Origin of the sequence: Crenobacter oryzisoli (assembly GCF_030385785.1) — a bacterium.
GTDB classification, from domain to species: domain Bacteria; phylum Pseudomonadota; class Gammaproteobacteria; order Burkholderiales; family Chromobacteriaceae; genus Crenobacter_A; species Crenobacter_A oryzisoli.
This window is the reverse complement of sequence record NZ_JAUEDK010000004.1, coordinates 1-15,379: the sequence shown is the minus strand read 5'-3', so window position 1 is coordinate 15,379 and position 15,379 is coordinate 1. Positions and strand designations below refer to the sequence as shown.

Genomic DNA, 15,379 nt, shown 5'->3' with positions numbered 1-15,379 from the left:
TATCAGGCTTGGAAGGTGTAACGGCTGATGGTGTCGACCACGCAGGCCGGGCGCTCGCTGCCCTCGATCTCGACGGTGACGCGCACCGTCGCCTGCAAGGCCTTGCCCACCGGTTCGACCTGGCTCAGCGTGGCGCGGCCGCGCACCCGCTGGCCGACCTTTACCGGCGCAGGAAAGCGCACCCGGTCGCAGCCGTAGTTCACGCCCATCGCCAGGTTCTGCACGTCCCAGATCTGCGGCAAAAACGCGTTGACCAGCGCCAGCGTCAGGTAGCCGTGCGCGATGCAGGCGCCGAACGGGCCATCCTTCGCGCGCACCGGGTCGACGTGGATCCACTGCGCATCGCCGGTCGCCCCGGCGAACAGATCGATGCGCGGCTGTTCGATGGCGAGCCAGGCGGTGACACCCAGCTCCTGCCCGACCGCCGCCTGCATCGCGGCCGGCGAGTCGATGACGGTATGGAAGAGCTCGCTCATCGCCGCCTCACGCATGCTGGCTGGAGGTGGAGATCACCTCGCCGGTCAGATAGGACGAGTAGTCGCTGGCGAGGAACATCATCACGTTGGCCACCTCCCACACCTCGGCGGCGCGGCCGAACGCCTCGCGCGAGGCCAGCTGCTGCAGCAGCTCGGCGGGCGCGGACTTCTTCAGGAAGTCATGGAAGGCGATCGACGGCGCCACCGCGTTGATGCGCACGCCGAACTCGGCCGCCTCCAGCGCCGAGCAGCGCGTCAGCGCCATCACCCCGGCCTTGGCCGCCGCGTAGTGCGCCTGCTCCTTCTGCGCGCGCCAGCCCAGCACCGAGGCGTTGTTGACGATCACCCCGCCGCGGCCGCGCGCCTGCATGGTGCGCAGCATCGCGCGGCTCATGCGGAAGGTGCCGGTCAGCGTGACGTCGAGCACCTTGTGCCACTCCTCGTCCGTCATCTCGACCACCGTCTTCGAGCCGCCGAGGCCGGCGTTGTTGATCAGCACGTCGGTGCCGGACAGCTTGTCCTCGGCCGCCGCGATCAGCGCCTGCACCTGCGCTTCGTCGGTGACGTCGGCAAGCTGGCCGAACACTGCCTCGAGACCGGTGTCGGCCTTGAGCCGCTCCACCGCTTCGGCCAACCTTTTCTCGTGCACGTCGGAAATCATCAGCGCGCGGCAGCCCTCCTCGGCGGCGCGCTGCGCGGCGGCGTAGCCGATGCCGGCTCCGGCCGCGGCGGTGATCAGCACCGACTTGCCCTTTAACAGGCCGTGGCCGGGTACGTAGTTCGGAATCTGGGTCATATCAGCCTTTCGATGGAACAACGGGACGCGGCTCGCGCGGCAGGCCCAGCGCGCGTTCGGCGATCAGGTTGAGCTGGATTTCGTTGGTGCCGGCGTAGATCGTGTCGGAGCGGCTGAACAGATACACCTGCTGCAGCCGATTCAACTCGCCATCGATCACGTCTCCGTCGGGTCCGAGCACGTCGGCGGCGAGCTGGCCCAGCTCGCGGTGCCAGTTCGACCAGGCGTACTTGTAGCTGAGCGCCTCGCGGCGCAGCTGGCCGTCGTCGGCTCCACTCATCATGCGCAGCGCATTGGCGCGCAGCACCTTCAGCCCCAGCGCCGCCTCGGCGAGCCGGGCGCGGATCACCGGGATCTTCGCCCCGCCGTTTTTTCTGGCGGTGTCGACCAGCAGCTGCAGCTCGTGGGCGAAGTGCATCTGCTGGCCCAGCGTCGACACGCCGCGCTCGAAGCCGAGCAAGGCCATCGCGATCTTCCAGCCGTCGCCGGGCGCGCCGACCACATGGCCGGCCTCGGCGACGGCGCCGTCGAAGAACACCTCGTTGAATTCGGAGGTGCCGGTCAGCTGGCGAATCGGGCGGATCTCGACACCGGGCTGGTCGAGCTTCATCAGCAGGAAGATCAGCCCCTGGTGGCCCTGCGAGCCCGGCTCGCAGCGCGCCAGCACGAAGATCCAGTCCGACTCGTGCGCGAGCGAGGTCCACACCTTCTGGCCGTGCACCCGCCAATGGCCGGTATCGGGGTCGCGCACCGCACGGGTCTGCACGTTGGCGAGATCCGAGCCGGCGTTCGGCTCGGAATAGCCCTGGCACCAGAACTCGGTGCCGGCGACGATGCCGGGCAGGAAGCGCTGTTTTTGTTCTTCGGTGCCGAAGGCGATCAAGGTCGGGCCGATCAGTCCCTCGCCGATGTGGCCCATCCGGCCGGGGCCGCCCAGGCGTGCGTATTCCTCGTGGAAGGCGACCTGCTCGGCGATGGAGAGTCCCCGTCCGCCGTGCTCTGTCGGCCAACCCACGCAGCTCCAGCCGCCGCGCGCCAGTTCCTGCTCCCATTCTTTGCGCTCGACGCCCAATGCATCCTCGTCGCCGGGGCCGCCGCGGTGGCGCAGTTGGCCGAACGGGCCGGCCAGGCGCGGTGTCAGCCAGTCGGCCAGCTCGCGACGCAACGATTCGATCTGCTCGCTCATGCGGCATCCTCCAGCAGTTGCGCGGCGACGCGCTCGCGCCAGGCGTCGGCAGAGCCGAGCCAATGGCTGAACGCCTGCGCGCGCTTGAAATAGAGATGCGGGTCGTATTCCCAGGTGAAGCCGACGCCGCCGTGCAGCTGGATCGCCTCCTGCGCGGCGAAGCGCGCCGCCGCGTCGGCAAATGATTTGGCACTGGCGGCGGCGAACAGCAGCTCCTTATCCGACACACCAGCGTCAACCTCCGCCGCCGCACCGTACACCGCCGAGCGCGCCGCCTCGACCTTCACCAGCACCTCGGCCAGGCGGTGCTTCACCGCCTGGAAGCCGGCAATGGGTCGGCCGAACTGCTGGCGCTCCTGCGCGTAGGCGACGGTCAGGTCCAGGCACTGCTGGGCGAGGCCGAGCTGTTCTGCGGCCAGCGCGATCGCAGAGTGGGACAAGGCCCGATGAATCGCCGCCACATCGCCGGCATCGAGCCACGAGTCGGCCGGCAGCCGGACCCCATCGAGCACCAGCTCAGCGACGGGCCGGCCCTGATCGAGTGTCTCGAGCGGCATCAGCGTCGCACCGGCGGTATCAGCCGGCAGCGCGAACAGCGCCGGCTCGCCGCCGAGCCGCACCGCGACGATGACGAGGTCCGTACCCAGCACCTGCGGCACGTGACGGCAGCGACCGGTCAGCACATAGGCATTGCCGTCCGGCTCGGCCCTCACCCCGTCGCCGACGGCGAACGGGTCGAGCCCGCGCGCCGACAGCGCCACCGTGGCAGTCAACTCGCCCGCCGCGAGCGCCGGCAGCCAGCGCTGCCGCGCCGCGTCCGTGCCCGCTTCGGCCAACAGGGGCGCGGCAAGACAAGCGGTAGAGAACAGCGGCGCAGCCAGCAGGAAGCGACCGGCCTGCTCCTGCAGCAGCGCCAGCTCGAACAGCCCGAGCCCTAGCCCGCCGTGTTCCTCCGGCACGGCAATGCCGCACCAGCCGAGCTCGGCAGCGATGCGCTGCCAGACGCCGGCGTCCATGCCGCCCGCCTCGTGCGCAGCGCGCACCTTGGCCGAATCGCTGTAGGCGGACAGGAAATCCTCCGCCGCATCGCGGATCATCTGGCGGTCCTGATCGAGTTCCAGATTCATCGCGCGGCCCTCAGCTGCCGTACACCGGCTGCGCCGGCACCACGCGGGCCAGCAGGCCGTCGACCGCCGCGCCGACCTCGACCGGGTCCCAGCGTGCGCCCTTGTCCACCTCGGGGCCGGTGCGCCAGCCGTCGGCGATGGAAATCTTGCCGCCGGCCGCCTCGAACACCTGGCCGGTGACATGGCGCGATGCGGCGCTGCCGAGCCACACTACCAGCGGCGCGACGTTGGCCGAGTCCCAGAAGTCGAAGCCGCCGTCCTCGGGCACCTTCATCATGTCGGCGAACACCGTCTCGGTCATGCCGGTACGCGCCGACGGCGCCAATCCATTTACTGTGATGCCGTAGCGGCCCAGCTCGGCCGCCTGCACCAGCGTCAGCGCGGCGATGCCGGCCTTAGCGGCGCTGTAGTTGCTTTGCCCCACCGAGCCCTGCAGGCCGGCGCCGGAGCTGGTATTGATGATGCGGGCATTCACAAGTAAGCCATCCTTGGCCTGGTCGCGCCAGCGCTTGGCCAGCACATTGGCGAGGCAGAAGTGCCCCTTCAGGTGCACGCGCATCACCGCGTCCCAGTCGTCCTCGGACAGGCTGACGAACATGCGGTCGCGGCAGACGCCGGCATTGTTGACCAGCACCTGCACCTCGCCGAACGCCGCCAGCGCCGCGTCAACGATGGCGCGCGCGCCGTCCATGCTGGTGATGTCGTCGTAGTTGGCGATGGCGTCGCCGCCGGATGCGCGGATTTCGGCGACGACGGACTCGGCCGCCTCGGCGCGCAGGTCGTTGACCACCACCGCCGCGCCCTCGGCGGCGAAGGCCAGCGCATAGGCGCGGCCCAGGCCACCGCCGGCGCCGGTGATGATGACGGTACGGTTGTCACAGATGCCCATGAAGGTCCCCTTGCAGTGTGTCTTGCCATCCCGGATGGGCCGGGGGTTGGGGATAGCATCCGCTGATGGGGCGGTGGGGGCATCGTCCGAATTGCCTAGATGGGGGATAGAGGGTGGGGAACGCTCACGACGCGTTGCATGTGATGGTGCGCGTCGTTCGGCGCAGGGCGGTCAGGGAATAATTGAGAATTCGTGATTAGGTGAGCTTGCCGGTCCCGCCCGGCAGGCGGGTTCATTTCTTTTGCCTCGCCAAAAGAAACGAACCAAAGAAAAGGCGCCCCCGGGATTGCCGCCCTTCGGGTTCCCGAAAAAATCCGGCCCGGCCAGGCGCCGCCGAACTCGCGATTCGCTAACGTCGAATCGCTCAAACAAAACGGCGGCTTAAAACCTGGCCGGACCGGATTTTTTCGGCGGCATCCAAGGGGGATGGGCTGCCGTTTGTAGCGGTACCCTAGATGGAACTGCCAACGACATCTTACCCGACGTTGTTGCGTTCACTTGACTGTGTCGCTTGTTCTACACAGCGGACTCCTCATCGAGGACCGCAACATAGAACCTTGTGAGCGGCTCAAACTCGGTGGCATCTCCGGCTCAAAACCACTTACCACGACATTCGGCGATCTCCCTTCAAGCACCATCAGCAAAAAGGGTCATGACAAGGTTTTAAGCTGCCAACTGTTCAGGCAGTGCAACGGAAGCCGGCTTCTGCGTGCCACATTGCATGCCCCCTCAGCAGTGAATTCGGCGGGATCGTCTCAAAGTGATTCTGGCCGGCGCTCTGGCACTCTCAATAAGAGATAGAGGACCGCAGCTGTCGATCTTTCAAATTCCAGCGCCACCACAGGAGACGAGCCCCTCCCCCTTCGAGCGCCGCCGGTCAAAAGCACCTTGGCAAGGTTTTAAGCCGCCGTCTGTTCGAGCAGCGCGACGGTAGCGCGCTGCGAGTTCGGCGGCGCCTTGCCAAGGTGGTTTTGGCCGGGGTTTCGGTGCTCGCAGGGGTGCCCTTTGGGGTGCAGGGGGCTTTGGGCAAGCAAAGCCCCCTGCCCGTCCGCCGGGCGGAACCGGCAACCCTCCAACTCCACCAACGCTCCACACAGTCACGTACAGCAAAACTCATCGTCGATCAAAGCCAAAGCGACACCACTGCGCCGCTTTGGCCTAACCCACTACAACCTCTCAATAATCGTCACATTCGCCACCCCGCCCCCCTCGCACATCGTCTGCAGCCCATACCGCCCCCCACGCCGCTCCAACTCATGCAGCAAGGTCGTCATCAGCCGCGCACCGGTGGCGCCGAGCGGATGCCCCAGCGCAATCGCGCCGCCGTTCACATTGGTCAGCTCATGCGGGTAGCCGGTCTCCTTCAGCCAAGCCATCGCCACCGAGGCGAATGCCTCGTTGATTTCGACGAGATCGATGTCGGCCAGCGTCAGCCCCGCCTTCTTCAAGGCGAGCTTGGTCGCCGGGATCGGCGCGGTCAGCATCCACACTGGGTCGTCGGCCGCGACGCTCAGGTGGCGGATCGCCGCGCGCGGGGTCAGGTTGTAGCGCTTCAGCGCGTCCTCGGACACCACCAGCAATGCGGCTGCGGCGTCACAGGTCTGACTCGACACGGCGGCGGTGAGCGGGCTGCCCGGCTCCAGCGGTTCCAGCTCGGCCATCTTGGCCAAGGACGTGTCGCGCGGCGTTTCGTCGACCGCGAGGCCCGCAATCGGCACGATCTCGCGGTCGAAATAGCCCTGAGCCTGCGCGTGGCGGGCGCGGCGGTGGCTTTCCAGCGCATACGCTTCCATGTCGCTGCGGGTGCAGCCCCAGCGCTCGGCGATCAGCTTGGCGGCGTGGAACTGCGATACCGGCTGCTCGCCGAAGCGCTCGCGCCAGCCCACGCTGCCGGAGAACGGGTCGGTAAACCCAAGGGCCTGACCGGCCAGCATCGCCGACGAGATCGGGATGCGGCTCATCGTCTGCACGCCGCCGGCGACGACGACATGCTGCGTGCCGCTCATCACCGCCTGCGCGGCAAAGTGCACCGCCTGCTGCGACGAGCCGCACTGGCGGTCGACGGTGACGCCGGGCACCTGCAGCGGCAGCCCGGCGGCCAGCCAACTGCTGCGGGCGATATTGCCGGCCAAGGGGCCGATGGTGTCGACGCAGCCGAAGATCACGTCATCGTACTCGTCGGCCGGGATGGCGTTGCGCTCGACCAGCGCGTGCAGCACGTGCGCGCCGAGGTCGGCGCCGTGGATGTCGGCCAGGCTGCCGCGGCGCTTGCCGGTGGGGGTGCGCAGCGCGTCGACGATATAGGCTGTTTTCATGGTGGCTCTCAGGCGGCGAAGGTTTGCGAGGGGTCGAGCACGGTATCGCTGGCCAACACATGGTCGGCGACGCGCTGCAGATGGAAGGCCTTGTCGCCCCAGACGGCGGCCAGCGCCCAGATCCGCTTCATGAAGATCTGCAGGTCGAGCTCCCAGGTGTAGCCCATCGCGCCGTGCACCTGCATGGTGTGGCGGGCGGCCAGCGTGGCGGTGTCGGCCAGCGCCAGGCGGGCATGCGACACGTGCAGTCCGGTTTTCGAATGGCCATTCGCCAGCGATACGGCGGCGCGGAGCAGCGCCGGCTTGGCGAACTCCAGCTCCACCGCCACGTCGGCGAGCAGATGCTTCACTGCCTGGAAACTGCCGATCGGCTTGCCGAACTGCTTGCGCTCGGCGGTGTAGTCGATCGCCAGATCCAGCACCCGCGTCACCAGGCCGGACAGCTGCGCCGCCACCGCCAGCACCGAACGGTTCAGCGCGTCGGCCCACAGCGTTCGGCCAACCTCGGCGTCGGCAAGCCGGGTCGCTTCGCTCGGCGTCCACTCCACCGCGAACAGTCGCCGCGAGGCATCTAGACTGGCGTGGGCGGTCAAGGTCACTTGGCCGCGCGGCACCGCATGCACCTCGTCGCGGTGATTCAGCAACAGCAGATCGGCGACGTGGGCGTTCTCGACCAAGGGGTTGAGCGGGTGGCCGATCGCCAGCTTGGCCTCGCCGTGTGCGATGCGCGCCAGCCACACGTCCTTGAACGCGGCGGCCGACTCGGGCAAGGCAGCGATCAGCGCCGCGCCGACCCAGGCGGTGTCGATCAGCGGCTCGGTCAGCCCGTAGTAGCCGACCTCCTGCGCCATCAGCACCCAGTCGATGTCAGCGAGCCCCAGGCCGCCGTATTCCTCGGGCACCGACAGCGCGGTCAGGCCCTGCTCGGTGACGAGCTGCCACAGCTCGGCGGAACGGCCGGTGTCAGTCTCCCACAGCTCGCGCAGCAGCTCCGGCGCGACCTCTTTCATGAACACGCTGCGCACATTGGCGCGCAGCGCCAGCTGGTCTTCGGTGAAGGTGAAGTCCATGCGATTCCTCCAGGGCGTGCTCTCATGCATTTTGCGGTTGCGGCCGGGCTCTGCCGGATGCAGCGCAAAGAGAGCGTTTTGCCGCAGTGTCATTCACTGCAAAAAACGAACGATGAAGCGATGCGCCGGCAGAGCCCGGCCCCGAAGGGCTGGCCCGGCAACCGGCCATCTGCTGTGTTGGTCGGCTTGGCCTTGGAGTGCCAAGGCCAGCACCGCCCGCCGTGCGTATGCCCGCTTGCCGGGCCAGCGCAATCCACAAAATGCATGAGCGCACGCCCGACTATCTCGGCATGCCGAGCAGGCGCTCGGCGATGATGTTGCGCTGGATTTCGTTGGTGCCGGCGTAGATCGGCCCGGCCTGGGCGAACAGGAAGCCATCGATCCAGCTGCCGATCGCGCCCTCGCGCGGCACGCTGGCGACGAGCTCGCCGTGCGCGCCCAGGATCGCCTGTGCCGCGTCGTGCATTTTCAGGTCCAGCTCCGACCAGAAGATCTTGTTGGTGCTGGCCTCGGCGCCGATCTCGCCTCCCTGGATCAGCCGGCTGGCAGTGCGGTAGGTCGCCAGCGCGTACGCCTCGGCACGCAGCCACGCGTCGAGCACCGCATTGCGGATCGCCGGGTCGCGGTCGGCATGAGCGCGGTTGGCCTGGTACAGCCGCACCAGCGCCGCCGCGGTGGCTTGGAAGCGCGCCGGCGAGCGCAGCATCAGGCCGCGCTCAAAACCGGCGGTGGCCATCGCCACCGACCAGCCGGCGCCCTCGTCGCCCAGGCGGTTTTCCACCGGCACCCGCACGTCGTCGAAGAACACCTCGGCGAAGCCGGTCTCGCCATTGAGCTGGCGGATCGGCCGCACGGTGATGCCGGGGGTATCGAGCGGCACCAGCACGAACGAAAGCCCATGGTGGCGGCTCGACTCCGGGTCAGTGCGGAACAAGCCAAACAGCCAGTCGGCCCACACCGCACGGGTCGACCAGGTCTTCTGGCCGTTGATCACGTAGTGGTCGCCGTCGCGGATGGCCTTGGTGCGGATCGCCGCCATGTCCGAGCCGGCGTTCGGCTCCGACCAGCCCTGCGCCCAGATGTCGTCGCCGGCGGCGATGCGCGGCAGGAAGCGTTGCTTCTGCTCCTCAGTGCCGTAGTCCATGATGGTGGGCCCGAGCAGAAACACGCCGTTCTGGTTGACGCGCAGCGGCGCGCCGGCGCGCCAGTATTCCTCTTCGAAGATCAGCCATTCGATCAGGTCACAGCCGCGCCCGCCCAGCTCGGTCGGCCAGGTGACCATGCTCCAGCGCCCCTCGAACAAGGTGCGCTCCCATTCGCGGTGGGCTTTAAAGCCCTCCTCGGTGTCGAAGCTCGGCAGCGGCTGTTTCGGCACGTGCGTAGCCAACCAGGCGCGGATCTCGGCGCGGAAGGCGCGCTGCTTGTCGGTGTAGTCCAGCTCCATGGGGATCTCCGTGTTCAGTGACTCATTGGCTGGCGAATTGCGCCTCGCGCTTCTCGACGAAGGCGCGGCGGGTCTCGGCCGAATCGGCCGACAGATAGGCCTGTAGGGTGAAGCCCTGCTCCCAGCGGTACTTGTCTTCCAGGTTGCCGTCCTCGACGCCGTTGAGCGATTCCTTGGCCAGCTGGATCATCGCGGCGCTCTTGGCGGCGACGCGGCGGGCGAAGTCGAGCGCGGTGTCGCGCAGTTGCTCGCGCGGCACCACTTTTTCGATCGCGCCGAGCCGGTAGGCCTCAGCGGCGGAAATCGGCTCGCCGCTGAAGTACATCGCGCGCACCTTCTGCACCGGAAACAGCCGCTGCAGGTGGGCGCCGCCGCCCATCGCGCCGCGGTCCACCTCGGGCACACCGAAGGTCGCGCACTCGGACGCGAACAGCACATCGGCCGCGCCGGCGATGCCGATGCCGCCGCCCAGCACGAAGCCGTGCAGCGCCGCGATCACCGGTTTCGGATTGCGATGAATCGCGCGGAAGGTCACGTAATTGCCGGCGTTGACCGACACGATCAGCTCCGGATGCGCGTCCAGCTCCTTGATGTCGACGCCGGCGCAGAAGCCGCGCCCCTCGGCGCGGATCACGATCACCCGCACGTTGTCGTTCTGCCCGAGCGCGTCGATGGCGTCGGCCAATGCGAGCCAGCCGGCGTTGTCGAGCGCGTTGACCGGCGGCCGGTCGATCACCAGTTCCGCCACGCCCTGCTGGATATCGATATGGAAAGGCTGCGTCATGCGACGGCTCCCTGTTGGGTAGGCTGACGGTGGTAGACGGCGGCGAGGCAGGCTTCGGCCTCGGCCACCAGCGATGAAATTAATTGCTCGCAGCTGAGCAGCTCGGCGATGGCGGCGGCGGCCTGGCCACTCGGTAGCACGCCCTCGTCCGGGTGGCCGTCGACCATCGCGCGCTGGATCAGCACCGGCGCGTTGGCGGCCATCAGCGTTTCGGCCAACTTCGTCCGGTCCTCTTTCAAACTCTTGCCGAGCACCGCCAGCATCTGCCCGGCGCTCATGCCGGTCTGCCGCTTCCACTGCCAGGCCGAGCCCAGCGCGATGGCCAGGCGACGCCAACCGGCACTGTGTTCGAGCTTGTCCAGATACGCATTGGCGATCATCCGCTGCGGCAGGCCGTCGACCGCGTGCGACACTGCAATCGCATTGACGTCGTCGACCTTGAGGTAGCGCGCCAAGGTGTCGGCCGGCACCGGCGACTCGCGCGTCATCAAAAAGCGCGTGCCCATCGCCACCCCGGCCGCACCGGCCGCCAAGGCCGACGCGAGACCCCGGCCGTTGTAATAGCCGCCGGCCGCCAGCACCGGCACGGACACCGCGTCGAGCACCTGCGGCAGCAGGATGTTGGTCGGCACACTGCCGGTATGGCCGCCACCCTCGCCGCCCTGCACGGTGACCGCGTCGGCGCCGAGCTGCACCGCCTTCACCGCGTGCTTTACCGCGCCGACGGTGGGGATGCACAGCACCCCGGCGTCCTTCAGCCGTTTCACCGTCGCCTTGTCCGGGCCGCGCCCGTAGCTGACCGCGCGCACCTGGTGTTCGATGCACAGGGCTATCACCTGCGTTGCATTGGGCTGGAACATGTGGAGATTGACGCCGAACGGCTTGTCGGTCAGCGACTTGAGCCGGGCGATCTCGGCCTCGATCTTGTCGGCCGGAATCGTCGCCGCGGCCAGAAAGCCGAAGCCGCCGGCATTGCAGGTGGCCGCGGTCAGCCGCGCGTCGGCCACCCAGCCCATCGCGGTCTGGATAATTGGATAGCGACAGCCCAGCAGCCGCACGATGTCGGTCTGCAACCAGCCGTTCTCCTGCGGTGTAGGCACGTAGAGCGCGTTCATTCCGCCTCCTTGCGCTGCGAGGCGGCCATGCTGCGCGCGTCATAGCCGCCGAGCTTGTCGCCGGACACCAGCTCGTTGTGCGCATGGGCGAAGTGGTGCCAGGCGAACGCCGCGTCCATACCGGCGCGCTTGCCCTGCAGATCCTCGACGTGGTTGATCGCCTGCTTGGTCAGCGCCAGGCCCAGGCGCGGCATCGCGGCGATGCGGCCGGCGATGGAGAGCACCTCGTCCTGCAGCGCCTCGCGCGCCACCACCTTGTTGACCATGCCCATCTGGTAGGCGCGTTCGGCCGACATCCGCTCGCCCAGGAACAGGAATTCCTTGGCGATGCGCGGGCTCAATTCGTAAGGGTGGGCGAAATACTCCACGCCGGGGATGCCCATGCGCACCACCGGGTCGGCGAAGAACGCATCGTCGCTCGCCACGATCAGGTCGCACACCCAGGCCAGCATCAACCCGCCGGCGATGCAGGCGCCGTGCACCATCGCAATGGTGGGCTTGGGGATATCGCGCCAGCGCCGGCACATGCCGAGGTACACCTCCTGCTCTCGCGCGTACAGAAACTCCCCACCCGGCTTGCCCACGTGGTCGTACCACAGGCTCGCCCGCTCGAAGCTCTGATCGATGTCGCGCCCCGGCGTGCCGATGTCGTGACCGGCCGAAAAATGCTTGCCGCAACCGGCCAGCACGATCACCTTCACCGCGTCGTCGTCGGTGGCGCGCCGGAACGCGGCGTCGAGCGCATAGGTCATCTTCGAATTCTGCGCGTTGTGGTAGGCCGGGCGGTTCAGTGTGATCCAGGCCACGCCGTCGGCAGACTCGTACAGCACCACCTCGGCCGTATCGAGCGGCGGCTCCAGCTGATTGCTTGTCGCCTTGTCCATCTTGTCCATGGAGATGTCCTCAGCGTGCCCGGATGCCCGGCGGGTTGTTCTTGATCGCCGCCGCGCGCAGATTGTGCGGGTCGAGACGGCGGATGATCGCCAGCTGCTCCTCGGTCGGGCGCGGCGTCTCACGCAAGTCGGCCGACACCGCCAGCTCGAAACCGGTCGCCGCGCGCACCTCGTCGAGCGTCACGCCCGGGTGCAGCGACACCACGCGGATGCCGTGATCCGGCCCGCCGAAGTCCATCACGCACAGGTCGGTGACGATGCGGCGGATGTCGAGGCTCGCCGGGACGCGGCCGTCGGGCCAACGTGCCGGGTTGTAGCCGGCGCTGCACACCACGTCGACCTCGCCCGCCACGAACACGCGCGGGTTGTGGCCGGGGATGAACATCGAATTGGTGTGGCTGATGCTGTTGCCCGGAAAGCCGCGCATGCCCAGCATCTGCACCTTCGGTTTTTTGAAATCGCCGATGCATGAGATGTTGCCCTGGCCGAAGCGGTCGACCTGGGTCGGCGTCACCAGCGCATGGCGGCGGCCGCGCCACACCGCGTCGAACACGCGGCTGTACGGCATCCAGCCGGAAAACTTGGCTTTCTCCTCGCGCGGGCCCAGCGGCAGCGGCTCCTCGATCAGGTACGCCTCGCCGTCGGTCATCAGCAGCGCCGGGTTGTGGGTCAGCCGGGCCAGGCCCGCCGCGATGCGCGGGATGGTGCCGATGCCGGTGGCCAGCACCTCGCCCTCGTCGCGCCAGACTTCGGCGCAGGCGACGATGGCCAGTTCGCTCAGGGTGAATTCGCTCATCGTTCGCTCCTTACAACACGGGGATGGGCAACTGGGTCACATGGCCCACGCCGCCGACCCGCTGCAGGTAGTCGGCCTCGTCGCGGCCCAGGTACTGGTTGGCGTAGCGCTGCCAACCGTCGTCCTCGCCGGCTGCGGCCACGTAGTCCTTCAGGTGCTTGGCGTCCCAGCCGTAGTGAGGCGCGCACGAGGTCGGATGCGCGCCGCCCGGCGCGTACACCACGCCGGACACCAGCGAGCGCTCGAAATAGTTGCGCTTGGCGCTGTCGCCGCAGGCTTCGGCCAAGCTGTCGACTACGTATTCGGCAGTGACGAAGGTGCGCTCCGCCGCACGCGCCATCTGCTCGTCGAAGAACGGGTCGGGGCCGTGGATCTGGGTGTTGCCGAGCCGGTCGGCGTAGTCGACATGGAGCAGCGCTACGTCGAGCGGGATCGCCGGCATCGCCAGCAGCGTCTCCTCGTCGGCATACGGCGAGCGCACCAGGCGCAGCTCGGGGTTGTGGGTGAGCAGATCGGTGCCTAGGCCCACCCGGGTCGGCAGGAACGGCACACGCATGCCGGCAGCGCGCAGGCCCAGGTTCAGCAGGCCCTCGTCGAGCTCGCTGACGGCCACCTCGCCGCGCTCGCGGGCACGGCGGAAGAACGGCTCCAGCGGAATGAAGTCCATCGACACGAAGCCGTACACCAGCTTCTTCACCTTGCCGGCCGCGCACAGCATGCCCATCTCCGGGCCGCCGTAGCCGACGATGGTCAGGTCTTTCAGGTCCGAACGCAGGATGGCGCGCACCAGCGCCATCGGCTTGCGGCGCGGGCCCCAGCCGCCGATGCCGATGGTCATGCCGCTTTTCAACTGCCCCACCACCTCGGCAAGGCTTGTCCGTTTATCGAGTTGCCGGGTCATCGCATTACTCCCTGAAACCAACGCTGAAATCGTGGCCCCACTGGCTGACCGCGGTGGACTCGAACACCACGTGCTCGTCCCAGTCCACCAGCCGGCCCTCGCAGCCGTACTCCAGCGCGAAGCCGGACGGCGTCAGCATGTAGAAGGACATCATGTGGTCGTTCACATGGCGGCCCAGCGTGGCCATCAGCTTCACGCCGGCCTTGGCCATGCGGTCCTGCGCGCGGCCCACCTCGTCCATGCTCGGCACCTCGACCATCGCGTGCACGCAGCCGGACGGCACCTCACCCTCGAACAGCGCCAGGCTGTGGTGGCGGGCGTTGCCGCAATGCAGAAAGTGGATGCGCTGCGCCGGGGCGTCCGGCGCGAAACGGTGGGTGAAGGTGTCCGCCACGCCGAAGCCCAGCACGTCGCGGAAGAAAGTGGCGGTGGCGTCGAAGTTGGCCGCCGGCAGGACGGTGTGGCCCATGCCCAGGTGGCCGGTGACGAAGTGCGGCACGCCCTGCGGCGACGCGAAGCGCGCGAAATCGCTCTTGAAGCCCAGCGCCAGCTCGTGGCGGTTTCCGGAAGGGTCGACGAACGACACCAGGTCCAGTACCTGGCGCGCCGCCTTCAGCGCCGCATCGGCGCGGATCGTCTCGACCCCGGCTTTATTGAGCGCAGCAATCGCCGCGTCGAACGCCGCCTGGTCGGCCACTTCCCAGCCCGAGGCGTAGTAGCGGTTGGCCGAACCCGGCTGCACCGCGATGCGGAAGTGACGCTCGTCGAGCTTCAGGTACATGCCGCCGTCCGGCGCGTCGTTCACCATCGTGCCGAGCACCTGTTCGCCGAACGGGCGCCACGCTTGCGGGTCTTGCGCCTCGGCCACGATATAGGCCAGGCCGCGAATGTCGATCATGTGCTCCTCCTGTTCCGTGCGCTTGGCGCAGACCGCCAGTGCATGGGGCGGACTGTAGCCATGGGGAACAGGGGGAACATCGTCTGATGGGACTACGGAGGCAGGGACAATCGCAAACTTCGTGGGACCCTGTCTTAAGTTTGCCCATCGTGGAGCAAGCATCGGTGGCGATGCTGCGAACTCTCTTGTAGGATTGGCCGACTTATCAACACTCGGCAAGCACGCATTCGCTTTAGCTCACCAGTTTGGACAGTCTTAATGCTACGCTCGCTCCGTGTTGGCTTTACATTTTGATTTTTAATGAAAAATTCGTCACCACACCAAAATTTCTCACGAAAAAAACATGATACTAACCTTTTAGAAAGTAATGCCATTTCATGTGATAATTTTCTTCATGAAATGCAAACGAAACTCTGACGCCCGCGGGATTGACCACCACACCCTCCAGGTCATGCGCCAGCAAGCCGTCAAGGCGATTCGAGAGGGCCAATCGGTGCAAAGCGTAGCAGCCGCCTACGGTGTCAACCCGCGCACGGTGTTTCGCTGGTTAGCAGACTTTGCCAATGGCGGCCAAAACGCCCTGCTGGCCAAGCCGATCCCGGGGCGTCCACCGAAGGTGACGGCCGATGAGATGAGCTGGCTGGCCAAGGCGGTGAAAGACAATACGCCGCAGCAGTTCAAGTTCGAGT

15 protein-coding genes are annotated in these 15,379 nt (G+C 67.3%); 1 reads left to right on the top strand and 14 read right to left on the bottom strand.

Annotated features, from left to right (window positions below; all coding sequences use genetic code 11):
- Positions 1–2 precede the first annotated feature (2 nt).
- The 14 genes from QU481_RS03090 to QU481_RS03025 all read right to left on the bottom strand — a co-directional run bounded on the left by QU481_RS03090 (position 3) and on the right by QU481_RS03025 (position 14,690).
- Positions 3–476: a MaoC family dehydratase gene (locus QU481_RS03090; RefSeq protein ID WP_289828424.1), complete on the bottom strand. Its 474-nt coding sequence runs from the start codon at positions 474–476 to the stop codon at positions 3–5.
- Positions 477–483: 7 nt separating this feature from the next.
- Positions 484–1,272: an SDR family oxidoreductase gene (locus QU481_RS03085; RefSeq protein WP_289828423.1), complete on the bottom strand. Its 789-nt coding sequence runs from the start codon at positions 1,270–1,272 to the stop codon at positions 484–486.
- Position 1,273: 1 nt separating this feature from the next.
- Positions 1,274–2,458: an acyl-CoA dehydrogenase family protein gene (locus tag QU481_RS03080; protein WP_289828422.1), complete on the bottom strand. Its 1,185-nt coding sequence runs from the start codon at positions 2,456–2,458 to the stop codon at positions 1,274–1,276.
- Positions 2,455–3,585 (bottom strand): acyl-CoA dehydrogenase family protein, encoded by a 1,131-nt coding sequence (locus QU481_RS03075; RefSeq protein ID WP_289828421.1) that lies wholly within the window; start codon positions 3,583–3,585, stop codon positions 2,455–2,457. Before QU481_RS03075 ends, QU481_RS03080 begins: the two co-directional genes overlap by 4 nt.
- 10 nt (positions 3,586–3,595) lie before the next feature.
- Complete coding sequence (locus QU481_RS03070; RefSeq protein WP_289828420.1) at positions 3,596–4,474, bottom strand: SDR family oxidoreductase; 879 nt, start codon at positions 4,472–4,474, stop codon at positions 3,596–3,598.
- 1,166 nt (positions 4,475–5,640) lie between these two features.
- Complete coding sequence (locus QU481_RS03065) at positions 5,641–6,789, bottom strand: acetyl-CoA C-acetyltransferase (RefSeq protein ID WP_289828419.1); 1,149 nt, start codon at positions 6,787–6,789, stop codon at positions 5,641–5,643.
- Between the two features lie 8 nt (positions 6,790–6,797).
- Positions 6,798–7,859: an acyl-CoA dehydrogenase family protein gene (locus tag QU481_RS03060; protein ID WP_289828418.1), complete on the bottom strand. Its 1,062-nt coding sequence runs from the start codon at positions 7,857–7,859 to the stop codon at positions 6,798–6,800.
- Between the two features lie 280 nt (positions 7,860–8,139).
- Positions 8,140–9,303: an acyl-CoA dehydrogenase gene (locus QU481_RS03055; RefSeq protein ID WP_289828417.1), complete on the bottom strand. Its 1,164-nt coding sequence runs from the start codon at positions 9,301–9,303 to the stop codon at positions 8,140–8,142.
- Positions 9,304–9,325: 22 nt separating this feature from the next.
- Entirely contained in the window at positions 9,326–10,087 is a 762-nt protein-coding gene (locus QU481_RS03050) for an enoyl-CoA hydratase family protein (protein WP_289828416.1), read from the bottom strand.
- Positions 10,084–11,202 carry an NAD(P)H-dependent flavin oxidoreductase gene (locus QU481_RS03045; RefSeq protein ID WP_289828415.1) on the bottom strand — a complete coding sequence of 373 codons (1,119 nt, stop codon included), beginning with the start codon at positions 11,200–11,202 and terminating at the stop codon, positions 10,084–10,086. The genes QU481_RS03050 and QU481_RS03045 overlap by 4 nt, the downstream gene beginning before the upstream one ends.
- Complete coding sequence (locus QU481_RS03040; protein ID WP_289828414.1) at positions 11,199–12,095, bottom strand: enoyl-CoA hydratase; 897 nt, start codon at positions 12,093–12,095, stop codon at positions 11,199–11,201. Before QU481_RS03040 ends, QU481_RS03045 begins: the two co-directional genes overlap by 4 nt.
- A gap of 10 nt (positions 12,096–12,105) precedes the next feature.
- On the bottom strand, positions 12,106–12,891 hold the full coding sequence (locus QU481_RS03035; RefSeq protein WP_289828413.1) for a CoA-transferase subunit beta: 786 nt from the start codon (positions 12,889–12,891) through the stop codon (positions 12,106–12,108).
- Between the two features lie 10 nt (positions 12,892–12,901).
- Entirely contained in the window at positions 12,902–13,792 is an 891-nt protein-coding gene (locus tag QU481_RS03030; RefSeq protein WP_289828412.1) for a CoA transferase subunit A, read from the bottom strand.
- A 4-nt stretch (positions 13,793–13,796) separates the two neighbouring features.
- A complete protein-coding gene (locus QU481_RS03025; protein ID WP_289828411.1) occupies positions 13,797–14,690 on the bottom strand; it encodes a VOC family protein in 894 nt (297 codons plus the stop codon).
- 394 nt (positions 14,691–15,084) lie between these two features.
- On the opposite strand from QU481_RS03025, the gene QU481_RS03020 reads away from it, so the two are divergent.
- A partial coding sequence (locus tag QU481_RS03020) for a helix-turn-helix domain-containing protein (protein WP_289828410.1) occupies positions 15,085–15,379 on the top strand: 295 nt, incomplete at its 3' end.